Below are 18,226 nucleotides of genomic sequence, written 5' to 3'. Positions count from 1 at the left end.
TCCGCCGGGGCGGGTGGTGCCCGATGTGGGTTAATCGCCCTGTACAGTGGCAGGATGACGGATAAGACGCTGGTTTCGGTTCGCCGCGCCCGCACCTCCGACATCCCCCACATCCAGCGGCTGATCGCCCCGCTCATTGAGCAGCGCATCCTGCTGGGGAAAGAAACCGTTGTGCTCTACGAGTCGGTGCAGGAGTTCTGCATTGCCGAGGCGGCGGATGGCGAGGTTGTTGGTTGCGGGGCGCTCCACGTGATGTGGGCAGACCTGGGTGAGGTGCGCACCCTCGCGGTGGCCCCCGGTGCCCTCGGTCGCGGTGTGGGCCGACAACTGCTCGCCGCGCTGGAGGAGAACGCCCGGGCGCTGGGCCTGAGCCGACTATTCTGTCTCACCTTTGAGGTTAATTTCTTTAGCCGCAATGGGTTTGGTGTGGTGCCGGGGGTTGCCGAGGATGTGCTCCTTGACCCCGCGCTCTACTCCGAACTGGTGCGCTCGCCCGATGAGGGTATCGCCGAGTTTCTGGAGCTCGCCCGGGTGAAACCGAATACGCTCGGCAATACGCGCATGATCAAGCACCTGTGAGACCGGGCAGATTCGTCGTGTCTTGAGGCGATTTCGCCGGACTCTCGCTAGATTATGGTCATGTCTTCCTCCGCGAACCCGGGTGGGCCGCCAGCCACCAATGTGTACCTGCGTCGCAGGCTGCTGGTTTTGGCCGGTCTGGTTGCGGTGATTGTTGCGATCGTGCTGATTGTGGTGCGCCCCGGTGCCAGCGCTGAGGTTCAGCCGTCATCAGTCCCGACAACGACGACCCCGGCGGCGGACGCAGAGGCGGAGGGGACCGCCGAGTGCTCCGGCACCCAGGTCGCCGTGACCCCCATCACCGACGCGACCACGTACGCGCCGGATGCCAAGCCGATGCTCTCCCTGAGCGTCACCAACACCGGGACGACGGCGTGCAGCATTAACGCGGGTACCCGGGCTATGGTCTTCACGATCACGAGCGGTACGGAGATCTACTGGGTGTCCACGGACTGCCAGCAGGATGCCACCGACAACATCATCCTGCTCGAACCCGGTAAGCCGATCACGAGTACGCCCTTTGCCTGGGATCGTACCCGTAGCGGCCCCGATACGTGTGGCACCGACCGCGAGGTGGTGCCCGCAGCGGGGGTCTCGTACCACCTGACCGCCTCGCTCGCCGGGATTGAGTCGGCGGATACGCGGCAGTTTATCCTGAGCTAGGGTGCTCCTCCACGCAGAAATTGCGTTGACGTTTGGGTACGCGCGCGTATCCGCACACCCGCTGCCGTCCGTCAGATTTTCTCTGTGTTTTCTCTGTGGCGCTCAGCGACGCCCTGCTTCTGGGTGGACATCCCACCCGGGGGAAAAGCTATCCCACCCCCCGAATCAGGCCCGCCATTGAGATGGCCTGGGCGTCGGTGAGCGACGCCACGTAGTCGATCACGGCCCGGCCCCGGCCTCGGCGCTGGATGCTCTCGTCATCCGTGGGGCCACTCAATAGTTCGGGGGAATCCGCGCGGAGGTGCCGGTAGCTTTCCGTTGTCGCCTCGGCGGACTCGATGAGGCGGCGCGGGGCGCGACCAACATCGTTGCGGTCGGTGAGCCACTCCTCCAGCCCGAGGACAAGCACCTCCATCAGGTGCGCCTGCCCGCGCTGGGCGGTGGCGAGGTCGGGGTTGTCGAGCACGAAGCGGGTGTGCACAAATTTGAGCACAATCACGTCGTGCCAGGCCTGCCGCTCCAGGCGTACGTGACCACTGCGCACCTGCGGCGCAGGATCGACCACGATGGAACGTTGGAACCGGTCGAGCCAGCTGCGAATGAAGGCGGAGAGTGAACGCTCGGTGGCGATGCCGCCGTCGAAGGGGACCGCGAGGAGGTCATCCACCAGTTCCTCGTTGACCCGCTCCACCGCGGCGCGGAAGGCATCGTCGTTGGCGATCCAGGCATCCCGGGAGACGATCCGGCGGCGCAGCAACTCCAGTGAGTTGCCCGGGTCCCGGGGGCGCGCGGTGAGGTCGGCGAGGGGGGTGCGGGCCAGGAGCGTTTGGTCGCGCAGCCAGGTGCGCAGTTCGGCCGAGACGGAGGCCTGCTGCAACACCCCCGCGCGATAAAAGTCGTCGAGGTCGTGAATTGAGTACGCGATATCGTCGGCGATATCCATCACCTGGCACTCCACCGTCTGTTGCCACGGCCCGATGGCGGGGTAGGCGGCGCGCACCGTCGCGACCTCGCGGGCGTGCAGACCGTAGACGGAGAACTTGTGGGCCCCCGTCGGGGTCACCTCGCCCACTCCGTGGGGCCGTTCGTGTGGGGGAAGCTCGGTGAAGTTGTCGCGCCATTCGAGCCGCGTCCACGGATACTTGAGCACGGCGGCCCGCACGGCTGAGGTGAGGTTGAGGCCTGGCTGCGCGGCCCCGTGGGTGTCAAGCTCGGTGAGGATGCGGAAGGTCTGCGCGTTTCCCTCGAAGCCCTCCGGTAGCCCCAACCGCTCGCGGGCCACCCGGTCGAGCACCCGCTCGCCGAGGTGACCGAACGGGGGATGCCCGAGGTCGTGGGCGCTCGCCGCCGCCTGCACCACGATGGGGTCGCAGCCGCCGAGGGCCCGGAGGATATCGCCGGCCTGCCCCGTGTCGGCCTGCAGCCCCACCGCGATCGTGCGCGCCACCGAGGCGACCTTGATCGTGTGCGTGAGCCGGTTGTGGATGACCGGCCCCACATTTGCCTGTGGTATCACCTGCGTTACGGCCGACAGTCGTGAGAAGTAGGGGGAGAATCGGAGCCGCTCCAGGTCGGTGCGAAAGTCGGTGGTGGGGTGCGCGTGCGGGTCTGCCGCCTCGGGAACAGCGCGGGCGTGCCGCGGGTCGAGGCCTGCGGGGGCGTGGGCTAGGGGTTGGCTGCCCGGGTCGAGGTCGATAGTGACCGGGGATGTGGGGGTGTGGTCGGGCTGAGCGGGGCCGGGGTGAGTCGTCATCGGTGTCTCCTTGCCAAGCCGAGAAGCTGCGTGGGTCGTTTCTGGTCCCAGCCTAGGTCACGGTGATTCGGGCGTGTAGCGTCGATGCGGGTTTTGTCCAGTTCCCGGCTGACGACGCGAGAATTGAGATGGTGGTGGCCACCGTGACCAGAAGTGCACCATATCTGCGTCACCGGCCACCCTTTTCCGCGGGTTGGGCAGCCTCGGTAGGCATCCTCGTGGGGATAAGCTGACGAGATGAGTGAACCCGTCGTCGAGTGGTTTGGCCTGGGTTTAGTTCCGTACTTTCAACAAGGATAGGAACACCATGGCAAACAAATATGAACCAGAATTCCGTGAACGCGCGCTGCGTATGCTCACCGAAGCGCTCCCCGAGCATACGAGCCTCAACGCAGCCAGCAACCAGGTCGGCAAGCTCCTCGGTGTCTCACCAGACACGCTGCGTATCTGGCATCGTCAAACGCTGATCGATACTGGCCAAAAACCCGGCGTGACCACTGATATGAACGAGGAGAACCGGCGACTGCGCCGCGAAGTCGCTGAACTCAAGAAAGCAAACGAAGTCTTGCGAGCTGCGAGCATATTTTTCGCCAAGGAACTCGACCCGCCACGAACGAAATGATCCAATTCATCGATACCTATCGTGATCGTTTCGGGGTTGAGTTCCTGTGCCGTGTGCTGGGCTCGGCAATTCGTGGGTTTCTGACGTCCCGAGGATATCGGGCAGCGAAACACAGACTCCCGTCGGTCAGGAAACTACGCGACGAGATTCTCGTCACCGAGATCCGTCAACTCCACAAACAGCACTACAGCGTCTACGGGCGCCGCAAGATGCACGCCCTCCTCACCAGAGCAGGGTGGGTCATCGGACGCGACCAAACCGAGCGTCTGATGAAAATCGCCGGAGTGCGTGGAGTACGTCGTTCGAAGAGAGCCTTCACAACAACGAGTGACGTCAGGGATCAGCTGCCGGGTGATCTCGTCGAACGCCAGTTCGTGGCCGACGGGCCAATGAAGTTGTTGGTGTGTGACATCACTTACGTTGCTACGTGGGCTGGGTTCGCATACACCGCGTTCATTATTGATGTCTTTGATCGTAAGATCGTTGGCTGGAACGTTGCCTCAACACTGAAAGCTGAGATACTGCCGCTGCAGGCGCTTGAGATGGCGGCCTGGCAATCAGGTGGAACGCTCGACGGGGCCGTGCATCACAGCGACCACGGATCGAACTACATGTCGATGGTCTACTCCAACCGCGTCAGAGAACTGGGGGCGATTCCTTCAACGGGGACCGTAGGTGACAGCTACGATAATGCCCTGGCCGAGTCAGTGAACGCGCTCTACAAAGCAGAACTCATCCGCAGGCGTGGCCCCTGGAAAACAGTTGAGGAAGTCGAACTCGCCACCCTGGAGTATGTGTGGTGGTGGAACAATGAGCGCCTCCACGGCGAGCTAGGCAGGCGAACCCCGGTCGAGGTTGAGACGGCGTACTATGCTGAGGCGCAGTCACTCGTGACAACCGTCGAGTGATGAACAAAATAGTCGGAACTAAACCCAGGCCAAACCACTTAAATTCAAAGGAGAATTATGGAAACCGCGAATGATCGAAACAAGCTGAAACCACGCCTTATTGCGATACTCGCAACGCTCGGTCTTTGCATATCAGGACTAATATTGGGGCCAGCGTCACCAGCCCTTGCTTATCCTCCGAATAAATGTGAAAAATCATGGATCAATATAAACGACGAATTCTTTCATGGAGGCTTCAGATGCTACGCTGGCGCTGGCTATTATCGAGCAAGGGTGGTTTGTCAGGACAGCATAAGGTCAGTACATTACGGATACTGGGTCAAAGTTGGTCAGATGTCGAGTGGAAGTTGCGGGAGCAATAAAGTTTCTACAATTTTTCTCGAGCTTAAATAGAATCCCACTAGCTGTTTCTTCGCATAGACAACTTCCCAAGTGGCTGGACGTAAGGGTCTGCTGCACGTTTAGGAAGTTTATTAAAATATAGGTTCGGTAGAAGTGTAGTCCGATGGTTGTGGTGATTGTTTCGGGGAAGGTGTTGATTGGGCGGCGGTTGACCTGCCCTACGGTTTGGTTATTCTTCCCGATGGGTGGGTCACGCGCTCAAAGTAAGTGAGGCATGTCGGCTTATTTTCAATAAGCTTCTGTTGTTGTATAATCGGACAAAAATGAAGAGGTCTGAAGTGTTCATTGAGACGAACTGTGTTGCGGTCGATTGGAAAGCCGGCATTTCTGAGACGTGTTGGCTGCTCGAATTTCGGTTTCCACAGCACCAAAAAGCGCTCCAGGGTTCGTCGGTTGCCGCGCTCATAAAAAAGCACCAAGATGAAATAGCCGAAGATTATCTTCCGGCGCTAGCCTCCAGTCTCCAACGGTTTGACCTACTTTTGTGCGAGGTCGAAGAAGACAGCGACCAATACCAGTTGCACCTTTGCGCGAAAGATGATTCGCTCGCATTCGAAAGGAACGCTGCCGAACAAGGAACGGTTATCAAGCGCTTTAAGAAACCGTCGCGTAAAAGAATTTCTTCTCAGCAGGCGCCATTACTTGAGTTCACATTTCACCCGATAGAAGATGAGAATCTTCAGAATGACTATGCCTACCCGATCTCGTATGGCCTGTGGGATATTGTCGAAATCGAAGGCCAACGTTCCACTCGGCAGACACTTGTCGACTTTCGACCGTGGCCTCCGCGCGTCGTACAATCACACTTTACGCACCCGCGCCGCATCATTCGCAACTACGATTACTCGTCGGAGTATGGGCTGTACTGTGCAACCTTCCTAGATGACTCGGTAGATACTTCGACGTTCGATCCCATAAGCGGCGCACCCATGGGGGGAACCTCAGTAATGATTTCGGCTGACCCGATGGATGACAGTGCATGGGAATTCATAGAGCTCGAAGCCACTGCGTCGGCTTCATTGGGCTGCAAGGTTGCATGGTTCGGAGCGCACCTTCTGATTACGAATGACGATCTGGTGTGGATTGTCGAAGACGCAGCGCACGGAAACAGAGCATCTCGTGAGCTTTTAGACACGCAATCGCGAGATCGGGATCTCGCCGGGATGCCGAGCGCCGGCGGGGAGCGCATCCTTTCTTGGGATGGGAACCATGATCTGCTGAACGTGAGCGGGGTTCTTCTGGATCTTGGCTCTTCTAGCGACAAATATGGAGCCTCGTGCCCGCGCGTTCCTGGCGTCTCATTCAACCAGTTCTCGTACCTGAGCGAGCGAGGCCGCTTCGTCGTTATGACCCGCCCCCCTCTCAAGCTTTTCGAGTACGAAATGAGCAAAGCAGAAGAGACGACGAGCACTTGGCAACTGCTTCGTAGCTGTGCCATTACTGGCAGCGACGGTCTCGAGAAAAGTTGGCATGTAACGAGAACGGTGCTAGCAGATGGATGGTTAATGATGTCATCTGTCGCGTTCAACAACTCCAAGAATAAGCATGAACTCGCGCTGCTCTGGCACGAGCCAACTGATCGCTGGCTTCGTATACGCTACGGAGCAGTCGGCGAACACGAGTTCCTTGGTGTCTTACAGCACCCCGATGGATATATTCTCGTGAGAACATGGGGAGGTGTCTTGCGAATCGATAATCTTATTGAGCAGCTTGAAGCGGACGCAGAAAATGAATGCACCCAAGCTTGGGTCATCTCCTGAGGTGAGTGAATGCTCATGGGCAGCCCGGCAGATCAAGTTTTTCAACCGCAGCACTCTCTGGCGGCACTGAGATCACTTGTTGATGTAATTTTGGCGAAAGTAAAGTGAGGCAGTGTACGCACATAGTGCAGTTCAATGGCGACAGTCGGGGGCCGCAAATAGATTCGAGATGAATCGTGTCGTGTTTGATAGAGACAGATAATCCATAAAAGGGAATCTGATCCGCCAGGAAATCCTCTTAGATGTGTCCTGGGTTTCATGGAATCGTGTAGTTAGGTTCCTGATCGCAGCATTTGAGATTGTCGTACAGTTTCTCGTACTCGACGGGTGAGCGCATCCCGAGCCGGGAGTGACGCCGTTTCCGGTTGTGGAACACCTCGATATTCGAGTACATCGAGGTGTTCCACAATCGCAAACGAAGGCATTCATCTTTGGGTTATCAAACTCCCACGGACTTCGATCTCGCTCTCTCAAAACAGTTGACATTCGCCTGAAGCTAGCCACCGAGACTGGAAACCAAACCATAGGGCAGGTCAAGCCCCACCCAGTCTGCTTTGGAGGCTGGGCGGCAGCAATCCGCCACCACTGTGGGAGAAGAAAAAGAAACCCCCGGAAAGATTTCTCTTACCGGGGGTTCTAATGTTGTTTAACTGGCGGTGACGGTGGGATTTGAACCCACGGTAGGCTTTGAACCTACACAACATTTCGAGTGTTGCACCTTCGGCCGCTCGGACACGTCACCGCGAATGAGTTTATGCGAAACGTTCCCCGAGCGCCAATCGAGTTGTCCCGCTCCACCCCGCCGTGCATCTCGCCACGGTCCCAACACCGGAAATAACCGAAATATTGCGTCGCACGGGAGACCATCACCCCTCCCCGCGTTACGTTGTTCACATGACCTCACGCACCCTTCAGCTCGGCTTCCTCACGTTTGTGCCTAATGACGGTGGTCCGGAGGGCGCGGGCCAGTCCCTGCATGACGGTATCCGCCTGTTCGAGCTCGCCGAGGAGCTCGGCTACCACTCGGGTTGGGTGCGCGTGCGCCACTTTGAGCCGTTTCTCGCGAGCCCGATGACTTTCCTTGCGGCGGTGAGTCAGCGCACCGAGCGTATCCGTCTCGGCACGGGGGTGATCCCGGCCCGCTACGAAGACCCGATTCGTCTGGCGGAGGACGCCTCCACGGTTGATCTGCTGAGCGGTGGCCGGGTGGAGTTGGGTCTGAGCGCCGGGATTGGTCAGTTGGCCCCCATCCTCGACCCCGTTTTTGGCGTGAGCGAGCGGCCCTTCTCGGCTGAAGCTCAGCACCGTATCGAGCGTCTGCGCGCGGCCCTCGCCGGGGAGACTATCGCGCACAGCGGCACGGGCTTCATGAGTGTGCCCGCCGACACCAATTTGACGCTCAGCCCGCGCAGCCCGGGCCTGGCCGACCGTGTCTGGTACGGCCCGGGAAGCGTCGCGAGCGCCCGTCGCACGGGGGAGCAGGGCCTCGATCTGCACGTCTCCACCCTCAACACCGAGGAGACGGGTGACCCCTTCGATGTGCGTCAGGCCGAGCAGATTCGCGCCTACCGGGAGGCGTTCGCGCATTCTCCGTTCGGCGAACGGCGTTCCGGGCGGGTGGCCGTTGGTCGCATCGTCATCCCGGTTCTGAACGAGGCGGATGCCGAGGCCCACAACGGCTTTATAACCGCCTATAACGCCCGGATGCACCCCGACGGTCGCCCACACGACCGCACCCTCCCGATGCGATTCAGCCCCCTACACACGGGCACCCCCGAGCAGATTATCGAGTCGCTGCGAGCGGATGCCGCCCTCCCGGAGATCGACAGCCTCATTATCACCCTCCCGGCACCGGGCGGGGCCGAAGCCCATCAGCGTATCTTGCGAGTGATCGCCGAGGATATCGCGCCGCATCTGGGCTGGACTCCCCATCGCTAACAGGCCGCCAGCACCCCGAGTTGTGCACAACCCGAGGCCGCGCCCGGCGAATGTCGGTGGCTGCGGTTAGGCTCGCAGCATGGCAAAAGTAACCACCGTTTTCCGTTGCACTGAGTGCGGCTGGCAGGCCGCAAAGTGGGTCGGTCGCTGCGGCGAGTGTCAGGCGTGGGGCACGGTGGTAGATGCCGCGGAGCGCACCGGTCTCCGGCGCACGGCGACGGCCGTCGCGCCCTCGGAAGGCAACGCCGCCCGACCCATCACGCATGTGTCCACGGTGGCGGCGGTGCCCACCACGAGTGGCGTGGCCGAGTTCGATCGGGTTTTGGGTGGTGGAATTGTGCCGGGGGCGGCCATCCTGCTTTCCGGTGAGCCAGGTGTGGGTAAATCCACCCTCCTCCTCGAAGTGGCCTCGCAGATCGCCACGTCGGGCCAGCGCGTGCTCTACGTGAGTGCCGAAGAGTCGGTGGGCCAGGTGCGCATCCGCGCCGAGCGCACCGACGCTATGAGCGACAACCTCTTCCTCGCGGCCGAGACCGACCTGGCCAGCATTCTGGGTCAGGTGGATGCTGTGGCCCCGGCCCTGCTCATCGCCGACTCCGTGCAGACCATCGCAAGCGATACGGTTGACGGTATCGCGGGTGGCCCCAGCCAGGTGCGTGAGGTCGCGAGCACCCTCATCCGCTTGGCAAAAACCCGAGGACTGCCGGTGATTCTGGTGGGCCACGTCACCAAAGACGGCACGATTGCCGGTCCGCGCCTGCTCGAACACCTCGTGGATGTGGTTTGCCACTTCGAGGGCGACCGCCGCAGTGCCCTCCGCTTTATCCGTGCGCTCAAGAATCGTTTCGGTCCCACCGATGAGGTGGGTTGCTTTGAGATGACGGGTGACGGCATTGCCCAGGTCACCGACCCCAGCGGACTCTTTCTCAGCCGCTCCGACGCTCCCGTGAGCGGCACCTGTGTCACCGTCGCGATGGAGGGCCGACGCGCGCTCCCCGTGGAGGTGCAGGCGCTCATCGTGGACTCCTCTGCGCCCAACCCGCGCCGGGTCACGAGCGGGGTTGACTCGGCCCGCGTCGCCATGATCCTGGCCGTACTCGAACGCCGTGCGGGTGTGGCTGTGGGCGGTAAAGATGTTTATGTCTCGACCGTTGGCGGGGTGCGCCTCACCGAACCTGCCGCCGACCTCGCTATCGCGCTGGCGATTGCCTCGGCTGCCGCAGATCGGGCCTACGGGCACGGGCTCGTGGCCTACGGCGAGATCAGTCTTGCGGGGGAGGTCCGTGCGGTTACCGCCGACCGACAGCGGGAGAGCGAGGCGCGTCGGCTGGGGTTCGGTACCGTCGTGGATGCCTCGGCCGCCACCCTCGCGGAGGCGCTCCGCCTCGCCCAGCGAACCGCGGGTCCCGCCGCGACGGCCCGCGCCGCCACCCGCACCCCCACCGCGGCGGCCGTCAGTATCACATAGGTCACCATCACAGAGGTCACCGTCTATGGGTCACCGTCTATGGGTCACCGGTTGTCGGCCTCATTCGCCCTCGTCATCCGCCCGCGGCCCTCGGTCACCACATATCGTGGCTAAACTGTTCAGGTGAGTAGAGCAAAGACGGTTGACGTCGTCCTCATCGGCGGCGGTATCATGAGCGCGACCCTAGGCACCCTTCTTCAGCGGTTGCAGCCAGACTGGACGATCCGGGTCTTCGAGAAGCTAAGCGATGTCGCCCAGGAGAGCTCCAACGCGTGGAACAACGCGGGAACGGGCCACGCCGCCCTGTGCGAGCTCAACTACATGCCCGAGGGCACGGACGGCAGCGTTGACCCGGCCAAGGCCGTGAGCATCAACGAGCAGTTCCAGATCAGTCGGCAGCTGTGGAGCTTCCTCGTGGAGGCTGGGGTGCTCAACGAGCCCAACACGTTCATCAACTCGGCCCCGCATATGACCTTTGTGCAGGGCGAGGCGAACGTGGCCTACCTCAAGCGTCGATACGAGGCCCTCAAAGATTTGCCACTGTTCGCCGGTATGGAATACAGCGAAGACCCGTACACGATTGGCGAGTGGACCCCGCTGCTCATTGAACGGCGCAAGAAGGGCGAGCCCATCGCGGCCACCCGCATCCCGGCCGGTACGGATGTCGATTTTGGTTCACTCACCCACCAGCTTTTCGACGCTATGCGTGAGGCGGGGGCCACCGTCACCACCGAGCACACCGTGAAGAACATTCGCCGTGCACCCGATAACACCTGGAATATCCGTGTGCGCAACGATGTCGGCCACGCCGCCCAGACCGTCAACGCCCGCTTCGTTTTTGTGGGTGCCGGCGGTGGCGCACTCTCGCTGCTCCAATCTTCGGGTATCCCCGAGATTAAGGGCTTCGGTGGATTCCCGATCAGCGGGCAGTTCCTGCGCTGTGATAACCCCGAGATTGTCGCCCAGCACCGGGCGAAGGTTTACGGTAAGGCCGCCGTGGGCGCGCCGCCCATGTCGGTGCCACACCTGGATACCCGGGTGGTGGACGGCAACACGAGCCTCCTCTTTGGTCCCTACGCCGGGTTCACCCCCAAGTTTCTGAAGAAGGGCTCGTGGTGGGACCTGCCCGGCTCCATCCGGAGCCACAACCTTGGCCCCATGCTGGCCGTTGCCCGGGACAACTTCGACCTGGTCAAGTACCTGATCGGTGAGGTTTTGGCGAGCCGCGCGAAAAAGATGGCGGCCCTCCGTGAGTTCATGCCCACCGCCAGAAACGAAGACTGGTACCTCATCACGGCGGGCCAGCGCGTGCAGGTGATGAAGAAGGATGCTGAGCGCGGCGGCGTGCTCCAGTTCGGTACCGAGGTGGTCGCCTCGGCCGATGGCTCAATCGCTGGTCTGCTCGGTGCCTCTCCCGGTGCCTCCACCGCGGCCCCCATCATGTTTCAGATCCTGGAGCGCTGCTTCCCCGACAAGTTTGCCGGTTGGCTCCCCGAGATCCAGAAGATGGTTCCCAGCTTTGGCACCGAACTCTCTGCGGATTCGGCGACCGCAGCTCGCTCGCTCGCCACCACGGCAGCCACGCTCCGCGTCAACGAGTAAGGTTGCGGATGCGGGGGCGCACGAGACGATCAGAGGCGCGGTTCGCCCGTGGCTAAGCTCTACTTTCGCTACGGGGCGATGAACTCGGGTAAGAGCACCGCGCTGCTCCAGGCGGCCTTTAACTATGAGGAGCGCGGCCACCACGTGCTCCTCGCCAAGCCCGCGGTAGACACCAAGGCTGAGTCGAGCATCCTTTCTCGTCTCGGCGTGGAGCGGCCCGTTGACTTCCTGATCGGGGGGGACCAGGATGCGCGGGCCCTCTTTCAGGAGCGCCGTGAGGCGGTGCGGGAGCGTGGTGGCGGTGATGTGAGCTGTCTGCTCATCGACGAGGCTCAGTTTCTGAGTAACCAGAACGTGGACGATCTGCTGCGCATCGCCATTCTTGACGGTATCCCGGTGATGGCCTACGGCATCCGCACCGATTTCCAGACCAAGGCCTTTCCCGGCAGCCGACGCCTCCTCGAAATTGCCCACTCGCTCGAAGAGCTGAAGACGATTTGCCGCTGTGGGCGCAAGGCCGTGTTCAACGGACGCCGGGTGGGGGATCGTTTTGTGTTCGACGGCGATCAGGTGGCGATTGATGGCGTTCAGGTGAGCTACGAGTCGCTGTGCGGTGCCTGTTATTTGCAGGAGAGCAACGGTGCCCTGTCGTCGCCGGAATCCGGGGGCACGAGCGGGCGCTCAACCGCTCGTTGATGCTCGGCGCCGGCGGCTACCGGGCTCGTGAGTCGGGAGCGTGTAGCCGGTATGGCCATCGAGAGGTTAAAAAACGGCTGCTTCTCACCCTAAATACTCAGCCCGAGGTGAGTTAGGTAGTTAAATATTTATCTGCCCCTGACGGCTGAGGAATGATGAGTGTTCTTCAAATTAGATATAAACAGCAGATCAGAAGCTAAAAATTCATCATTCTTGCGTGGAGCCTCTGGAGAGCGAAGCGGTGAGTCACCAAACTTCATCTGTAATGATTCACATGCGTCAGCAGCTTCCCCCCAGCTGCGGACGTAACCTTCACTCCTCCTCAGGGAGCAGGTGAACACAAAGCAAGACCGGTCGACATCTATTCCCCCCCCGGGTGTCGACCGGTTTTTTGTGTGCCCGGCCTTGGCGTTCCGCGGCTACCCCGGGCTCAACGGTTAAACGAAAAACTCCCCGCTGATCCCTTTGCAGGAACCAGGGGGAGTAATTTGTCGGGGTAGCGGGATTTGAACCCACGACCTCTTCTTGTTTCGAGCCGAAATCTGTTGAGATCGCTGGAGGCCGCCCTCCCTCGTCTCGCCATGCGTTGTATGGCATCGCGGCCACACGGAGACATGGGCGAGATTGGTGGGATTTGGGGGAGTTCGGATAGTCATCGTGTCTGAAACGTGTCTGTCGATGGCTAGGAAATCTTCAATAGGTGGTCACGGAGAGCGCGCAGGGATTCGAGGTGACCACGTGCGTCTCCCTCGCCTTCGAGGATGCTATCTAGCTCGGCGGCGAAAGTTGTTGCAGCGGCTGCGTCGAATGTGACATGCCCTGCCGGGAGATGCCCTACATTGAGCTCAAACTTGTCTACCATGTCATCGTTGTTCTCTACCATCACCTGAGTTACTGGTGCGTCTCGATCTACGTTTGATGCTCGCGCTGCGTCAGCAAAATCGATCAAGCTGCCGTACGTCAGGCCATAGAGGTCCATGCTTAGCTTTAGAGTCATGCGTTAAGCATGCCAGATTGATGGCACGTGGGAATTTTTGGGGTCCCGTCCAGAGGTGACGCGGCACTCACTGGCGCGGGGTGCGCAGGCGGGCGTGGCTGTGTCCGTAGACCTCACCGCCCGCCCCGTGGCCCCTCTAAACGGCGACGGCCCCGAGCTGATCGCCGCAGCGTAGCGTCAGATGTCGTGCGCGAGGCCGCGGAGGCTATCGACGTGGCCGCGATCCTGGAACGGCACGAGAAGTCGGTGCCATAGCCGGGCGATAGAGACGGTCGATTGCGGGGTCAGTAATCGGGACAGTTGATTGGACAGAAACCTGTGCCATAATCAAGTATGCCTGACCAGAAGACATACCAATCGAGTCACCCATGGATCATCTTCAAGCTTGATCTCAGTAACCTTCATCACAAGACATGGTTGCTGCTTGGCGAAGCCAAGTCTAAATGCCAGCACTTAGCTGGGGCACCGCTGACGCCTGCGACTGCCCGTGAGTTGCATCAAGTTATGCTTACAAAGAGCATCCATGGCACAGCAAGTATCGAAGGTAACACTCTCTCCGAAGACGAGGTTAGGCAGCGCATCGATGGAGATTTGGAGCTTCCGCAGTCCCGTGAATATCTGGGCACTGAGATCGACAATATCCTCAGCCTCTGTAACGAGGTCATGGACGATGTGATTGAGGGGCGCGACCAGAGTCTCTCCGTCTCGAGAATCAAGCATTTCAATAAGACGATTCTCAAGGGTCTCCCGCTGAAGCCGGAGGTGGAACCTGGCAAGGTGCGAACCCACGGTGTAACTGTTGGCATCGGCCACTACAGGGGTGCGCCAGCAGAAGACTGTGAATATCTTCTCGAGGAAATGGTTGCATGGCTAAACAAGATGCGTGCCCCCGACGAAAACCCCGAACTTATCTTTCCCCTGGCGGTTTTAAAGTCCATTATTGCGCATGTGTACCTTGCCTGGATCCACCCCTTCGGGGACGGGAACGGTCGAACTGCCAGAATGATTGAATTTCAGCTAATGACTGAAGCGGGAGTCCCCTCAACCGCTGCACACCTCCTGTCGAATCACTACAACAGAACGAGGGATGCGTATCTTGTTGTTCTCGACAGAACCAGTCGTGACCCTAGCTACCCGGTGGAGGATTTTATTCAGTATGCCCTGCAAGGCTTGGTTGATGAGCTGCAAGATCAGATCAAGATGATACGAGCCCAGCAGTATGAGGTCACCTGGATCAATTTCGTCCATGATATGTACAAGGATGAAGACACTCCGGCTAAAAGAAGGCAAATGCATCTTGCGTTGGATATGCCCATGGGCGTTTCGGTTCCTCGAGGGAAGATTCGTGAGGTTAGCCCCCGCATTACGGCTGAATATGCCGGGCGTGAATCAAAAACAGTATCTAGGGACTTGAATGAGCTTCTTGGGCGGGAGCTAATTGTCCAAACGAAGGATGGATTCCGCGCAAACCGTGGAATTATCGAGGCTTTCTTGCCCATCCAAAAGAAAGCGGTGGAGTAGCTTGACGATGAAAACCGCCCCCGCCCGGGCGTGAGCCTAGACGGGGGCGGTTCGGATTACTCCTTGGTAACGCTGCGCGGCACGGTACCAAACGGTGTGTGCCGCGCCAGCCAGTCATTGACGCCAGGTAACGCCATGACCTTGGTAATGACACCAGCCGTGGCCGTGATGCCACCGGCGACCGCGAGCAGCCAGAGGCGGACACTCACGGGCAGGGTCTCGCCGTACTCTTCGAGGATGATCTGTATCACCTGCGGGGCGACTACCCCGAGACCGATGACAGTCGGGATACCGACTTGCAGTAGGGTGCGCCAGACACGCTGCCATGCGTACCAGGGGGCCTCTAGTTGGGCGTGCTTTGCCACGGTTTCTCCTAGCTGGGCACGATGGCCCGAATAAATGTGATTGCGGCGACGAGGCCAGACACGATCAGGGCACCGTAGGGCACCCACGAGGCAGAGCGGCGTTCGATCCGCGATATGTCCTTGTCGTGCTTCTCTCTGGACCGCTGTAGCTCGGTTGCGACGTGCTCGCGAAAAAGCTCCCACTCGGCCCGGGTCACGTAATTGGCTTCGAGTCGCTGGATGTCGCTCTTGATCTCGTTGAGATTCTTTTCCATGCGAGCCATGAGCCGGACGACCTCGGCCAGTGAGTAGGTTTCTGGGTCGTCGGCGTGTAGCGCGTTCATCCCCCGATACGGCCTACTTGGCCGCGACTCCGAGGGCTTTACGCTCGGCCTTGGTCAGAGGGTCGAAGAGGTCCGGGTGCGCATCGCGCAGGAGGTTCACGCTCTGGCGCACTTTTTCGATCTCGGTCAGGCTCTTGCCTGTGATTTCGATAGTGGGCAGCTTGAGGCGAAGCGCCGCTTGGCCTTGCTCGTTAGAGGTCATCGCGGCATACGCTGCGGTACGGAGATTGATAAGCCACCGTGTCTTTTCGGCGGGGTTGGTGTTCACGATTCGTGCGTACATGGTGCCGCTTTCTACTAGGGCCTTCACCTGCTCGGCCACGCTGGGGGCCGAGGTGCCGGTGAGGATTTGGTTTGCTCGGGCGATGAGCCACCCGAGATCTGTGCCGCCAGGGCAGGCGGTGGGTTTGTCTGCGACTTCGTTGTGTCCCTTGACGTTCGCCCGTGTGAGCGGGACCGTGTATCCCCAGCGTCGGGCAGCGGCCGCCATGACCTGCGCTGCCGATTCGAGCGTGCCGCGCGACGGCGGAGCCATGCCCGGCGAGTTCGCCAACTCGAACGTGATCGACCTCGTGTTGCTGGCCCAGTTGTTATTAGTCCACGGGGTGTCCCCCTCAGGGACGGACGCCACCACGTCACCCTCGGAGATGATGTAGCTCGCCGACGGTGCACCTTGGCCTGTCGTGAGTACCCGGATCGAGTTCTCCTGATACCCGGCTTGGTGATGGATGACAAACAGGTTGGGTTTTCCGTTGGGGCGACCGGGCGTGTACTTGCGCGGGTCGGGGCGGACGGTGCGGATTTTCATAAGACTCCTTTGACGTGGGCTATGCGCCCGAGGTGATGACGACCCACGCGGAGCCGTCGGAGTACCACAGGCCAGGGCTGTCGGTGCGGATGTAGAGTGCCCCTGCTGCCGTAGAGGCGGCGGGGCGGGCAGCGAGCGTGCCCGACATATGTTTCGGTGCGCGCTCGTCAATTGCGGCCTGTTGTGGGGTGCTGACCGGCTTGTTTTTGTCGAGGGTGTTGTCCACGTTTCCGAGGCCTACTGCGGCGCGGTTGAGTGTCTGCATGGTGTGGTCGCCGCGGAGGTACTGCGATGCCGTGCCGGCCGGGATGATGGTGCCGTCAGTACCCGGTGGCCCGATAGGCCCGGGCTCGCCCTGCGGCCCCACCGGTCCCGCTTCGCCTTGCTCGCCGGGTGGCCCGACTGGGCCGGTGGGACCGACGGGCACACCGGGCGTGCCGGGTGCCGCGACATCCACGAGGTCCGCGTACCGCACCGACTCCACATCAGGGATGACCACATGACGCGACACCGACCGTGCACCCAGCATCTCCACGAGATGGACAGCCGTTCCGGGCGGGCTGGACGGCATCGAGAATGAAGGTTCGCCTTGGTCGTTCAGGATGAGACCTTTTGTAACGACTGCCACCCCGGGTGCTTGGGTGATCGCGCCGTCATCTGTGGCGAAGCGTGTGGTCTGTCGCCATTCGAGCGTGCCGGTGGCGGGGTAGCCAGCCGAGTCCAGTACTGGGCCGAGAACAGTAGGCATGATGCTCCTCGCTACGAGAGTCCACCTAGCCGGTGGATCTGAAGATTTGTGGTGGCACTGTTAAGATTTCCGCCCGTGTCCTGATAACCAAACACGGCGACCGTAGATGTCACCGCGGCCGCTGCTAGCCCGGTCTGTAGGTACACGTCAGAGGTCCGTCCCCCAGGGCCCAAAAGATTTGTCGCGGATGCTACACCGTCGATAGAGAGCCGAATGCCACGGGCCGTGCCGGCCGCTGAACCGCCAAACTGCATCGCGCACGAGATGCCATAAATTCCGGGCGATGGCACACGGATCTGTGCCGCCTCGGCAACAAAGCCGCCAAGATTTCGTATGACTCCGGAGTTGAGGTTTGCCTTAGCGATCCACTGTGACGGGAGTAAGTTTGTGACTCCGGTCGTCGTCTCAAAGCTCACCAGTGGTGTAGATGGGTCTACCCACACCCCGCCACGGCGGGTGTACGTGACTCCGGTCTCTATGGACCATGCCATAGCACCATCGAGTGGAGACCATGCGGCAAGCTCGGTAGCCGAGCGCACCGGGACGACCCCGCCAGCGGTGGCAGTGTATGGCACTGTCTGGGTGATGATGACGGACGAGGATGTGGTCGCCGTGGCTCCGGCCCGCACCTGCGCCGTTGCCAGCTCCACGGCCCCAGCCGGGATTGCGGGTTTCACGAGCGATGCGATGGCAGCGGTAGCACCCTGCACCACGTCAATAATGGTGGTATCGACGCCATCTGCGGATAGCGTGAACCGAGCCTTCGCGTAGATGACATCGATCCTGGCGTTGGTAGCTGGTGCCGCCGTCGTCGTAACGGTGAGCGCGCCGTCATTGCGCCACATCTCGACGCCGCGGCCGTCACGGGACGTGACGAGGCTGAGATCTGCGACGGTGTATGCCATCGTGGCGCGCCCAGTGACAATTGGGTCATAGGTGGCGGGCAGGATGCCTACACGTGGTGCCCCTGTGGTGTCGCGGGCGATGAGAGATGCGAGCGCGAGGCGGGTGTCGAGGATGGGCAGGCCAGTAGCCAGGCCGGTAGGGAATGATACACGAGCGACCATCGAGGC

The 18,226-nt window shown here is 60.8% G+C and carries 16 protein-coding genes and 1 tRNA gene; 9 read left to right on the top strand and 8 right to left on the bottom strand.

The window, feature by feature from the left end:
- The first annotated feature begins 54 nt into the window (after positions 1-54).
- Together FB466_RS03290 and FB466_RS03285 are read left to right on the top strand one after the other, a co-directional pair.
- A complete protein-coding gene (locus tag FB466_RS03290; protein ID WP_141915819.1) occupies positions 55-579 on the top strand; it encodes an amino-acid N-acetyltransferase in 525 nt (174 codons plus the stop codon).
- Positions 580-639: 60 nt separating this feature from the next.
- Positions 640-1,242, top strand: coding sequence for a hypothetical protein (locus FB466_RS03285; protein WP_141915817.1), 603 nt, complete (start codon positions 640-642; stop codon positions 1,240-1,242).
- Between the two features lie 148 nt (positions 1,243-1,390).
- On the opposite strand, the gene FB466_RS03280 is transcribed toward FB466_RS03285, so the two are convergent.
- Complete coding sequence (locus tag FB466_RS03280) at positions 1,391-2,995, bottom strand: deoxyguanosinetriphosphate triphosphohydrolase family protein (protein ID WP_141915816.1); 1,605 nt, start codon at positions 2,993-2,995, stop codon at positions 1,391-1,393.
- Positions 2,996-3,302: 307 nt separating this feature from the next.
- Between FB466_RS03280 and FB466_RS03275 the strand changes: the two genes are divergently transcribed.
- Positions 3,303-4,525 (top strand): IS3 family transposase gene (locus tag FB466_RS03275; RefSeq protein ID WP_141915814.1). Its coding sequence is split into 2 segments (ribosomal slippage): positions 3,303-3,588 and positions 3,588-4,525, totalling 1,224 coding nucleotides; the frame shifts between segments, so codons are not numbered across the junction.
- A 665-nt stretch (positions 4,526-5,190) separates the two neighbouring features.
- Complete coding sequence (locus FB466_RS03270) at positions 5,191-6,687, top strand: hypothetical protein (protein ID WP_141915812.1); 1,497 nt, start codon at positions 5,191-5,193, stop codon at positions 6,685-6,687.
- A gap of 651 nt (positions 6,688-7,338) precedes the next feature.
- On the opposite strand, the gene FB466_RS03265 is transcribed toward FB466_RS03270, so the two are convergent.
- Positions 7,339-7,429, bottom strand: a tRNA-Ser gene (locus FB466_RS03265).
- A 152-nt stretch (positions 7,430-7,581) separates the two neighbouring features.
- Between FB466_RS03265 and FB466_RS03260 the strand changes: the two genes are divergently transcribed.
- From FB466_RS03260 to FB466_RS03245, 4 genes are all read left to right on the top strand, one after another.
- On the top strand, positions 7,582-8,625 hold the full coding sequence (locus FB466_RS03260) for an LLM class flavin-dependent oxidoreductase (RefSeq protein WP_141915811.1): 1,044 nt from the start codon (positions 7,582-7,584) through the stop codon (positions 8,623-8,625).
- A gap of 79 nt (positions 8,626-8,704) precedes the next feature.
- Entirely contained in the window at positions 8,705-10,093 is a 1,389-nt protein-coding gene (gene radA, locus FB466_RS03255; RefSeq protein WP_141915809.1) for a DNA repair protein RadA, read from the top strand.
- Positions 10,094-10,264: 171 nt separating this feature from the next.
- On the top strand, positions 10,265-11,695 hold the full coding sequence (locus FB466_RS03250; protein ID WP_246054545.1) for a malate:quinone oxidoreductase: 1,431 nt from the start codon (positions 10,265-10,267) through the stop codon (positions 11,693-11,695).
- A gap of 48 nt (positions 11,696-11,743) precedes the next feature.
- Positions 11,744-12,391 (top strand): thymidine kinase, encoded by a 648-nt coding sequence (locus FB466_RS03245; RefSeq protein WP_141915806.1) that lies wholly within the window; start codon positions 11,744-11,746, stop codon positions 12,389-12,391.
- Between the two features lie 682 nt (positions 12,392-13,073).
- Here the strand turns inward: FB466_RS03245 and FB466_RS03240 are convergent.
- On the bottom strand, positions 13,074-13,274 hold the full coding sequence (locus tag FB466_RS03240; RefSeq protein ID WP_141915804.1) for a hypothetical protein: 201 nt from the start codon (positions 13,272-13,274) through the stop codon (positions 13,074-13,076).
- A 447-nt stretch (positions 13,275-13,721) separates the two neighbouring features.
- Between FB466_RS03240 and FB466_RS03235 the strand changes: the two genes are divergently transcribed.
- On the top strand, positions 13,722-14,909 hold the full coding sequence (locus tag FB466_RS03235; protein WP_141915803.1) for a Fic family protein: 1,188 nt from the start codon (positions 13,722-13,724) through the stop codon (positions 14,907-14,909).
- A 56-nt stretch (positions 14,910-14,965) separates the two neighbouring features.
- On the opposite strand, the gene FB466_RS03230 is transcribed toward FB466_RS03235, so the two are convergent.
- Genes FB466_RS03230 through FB466_RS03205 form a run of 5 tightly spaced genes read right to left on the bottom strand, consistent with a single transcriptional unit; the run spans position 14,966 to position 18,220 of the window.
- Entirely contained in the window at positions 14,966-15,274 is a 309-nt protein-coding gene (locus FB466_RS03230) for a hypothetical protein (RefSeq protein WP_141915801.1), read from the bottom strand.
- 8 nt (positions 15,275-15,282) lie between these two features.
- Positions 15,283-15,597 carry a hypothetical protein gene (locus tag FB466_RS03225; protein ID WP_141915799.1) on the bottom strand — a complete coding sequence of 105 codons (315 nt, stop codon included), beginning with the start codon at positions 15,595-15,597 and terminating at the stop codon, positions 15,283-15,285.
- Between the two features lie 13 nt (positions 15,598-15,610).
- Positions 15,611-16,405: a peptidoglycan recognition protein family protein gene (locus FB466_RS03220; protein WP_141915798.1), complete on the bottom strand. Its 795-nt coding sequence runs from the start codon at positions 16,403-16,405 to the stop codon at positions 15,611-15,613.
- Positions 16,406-16,424: 19 nt separating this feature from the next.
- Complete coding sequence (locus FB466_RS13385) at positions 16,425-17,153, bottom strand: hypothetical protein (RefSeq protein ID WP_170205952.1); 729 nt, start codon at positions 17,151-17,153, stop codon at positions 16,425-16,427.
- A gap of 11 nt (positions 17,154-17,164) precedes the next feature.
- Positions 17,165-18,220, bottom strand: coding sequence for a hypothetical protein (locus FB466_RS03205; RefSeq protein WP_141915793.1), 1,056 nt, complete (start codon positions 18,218-18,220; stop codon positions 17,165-17,167).
- Between the last annotated feature and the right edge of the window lie 6 nt (positions 18,221-18,226).

The organism is Klugiella xanthotipulae (genome assembly GCF_006716695.1).
GTDB lineage: Bacteria > Actinomycetota > Actinomycetes > Actinomycetales > Microbacteriaceae > Klugiella > Klugiella xanthotipulae.
The sequence above is the reverse complement of the archived record's forward strand: the minus strand, read 5'-3'. Positions and strand labels throughout refer to the sequence as shown.

Bases quoted from the DNA above. Each gene is read 5' to 3' on its own strand.
- FB466_RS03290 (WP_141915819.1), top strand. From the start codon at position 55: ATGACGGATAAGACGCTGGTTTCGGTTCGCCGCGCCCGCACCTCCGAC.
- FB466_RS03285 (WP_141915817.1), top strand. From the start codon at position 640: ATGTCTTCCTCCGCGAACCCGGGTGGGCCGCCAGCCACCAATGTGTAC.
- FB466_RS03280 (WP_141915816.1), bottom strand. From the start codon at position 2,995: ATGACGACTCACCCCGGCCCCGCTCAGCCCGACCACACCCCCACATCC.
- FB466_RS03270 (WP_141915812.1), top strand. From the start codon at position 5,191: ATGAAGAGGTCTGAAGTGTTCATTGAGACGAACTGTGTTGCGGTCGAT.
- FB466_RS03260 (WP_141915811.1), top strand. From the start codon at position 7,582: ATGACCTCACGCACCCTTCAGCTCGGCTTCCTCACGTTTGTGCCTAAT.
- radA (WP_141915809.1), top strand. From the start codon at position 8,705: ATGGCAAAAGTAACCACCGTTTTCCGTTGCACTGAGTGCGGCTGGCAG.
- FB466_RS03250 (WP_246054545.1), top strand. From the start codon at position 10,265: ATGAGCGCGACCCTAGGCACCCTTCTTCAGCGGTTGCAGCCAGACTGG.
- FB466_RS03240 (WP_141915804.1), bottom strand. From the start codon at position 13,274: ATGGTAGAGAACAACGATGACATGGTAGACAAGTTTGAGCTCAATGTA.
- FB466_RS03235 (WP_141915803.1), top strand. From the start codon at position 13,722: ATGCCTGACCAGAAGACATACCAATCGAGTCACCCATGGATCATCTTC.
- FB466_RS03225 (WP_141915799.1), bottom strand. From the start codon at position 15,597: ATGAACGCGCTACACGCCGACGACCCAGAAACCTACTCACTGGCCGAG.
- FB466_RS03220 (WP_141915798.1), bottom strand. From the start codon at position 16,405: ATGAAAATCCGCACCGTCCGCCCCGACCCGCGCAAGTACACGCCCGGT.
- FB466_RS13385 (WP_170205952.1), bottom strand. From the start codon at position 17,153: ATGCCTACTGTTCTCGGCCCAGTACTGGACTCGGCTGGCTACCCCGCC.
- FB466_RS03205 (WP_141915793.1), bottom strand. From the start codon at position 18,220: ATGGTCGCTCGTGTATCATTCCCTACCGGCCTGGCTACTGGCCTGCCC.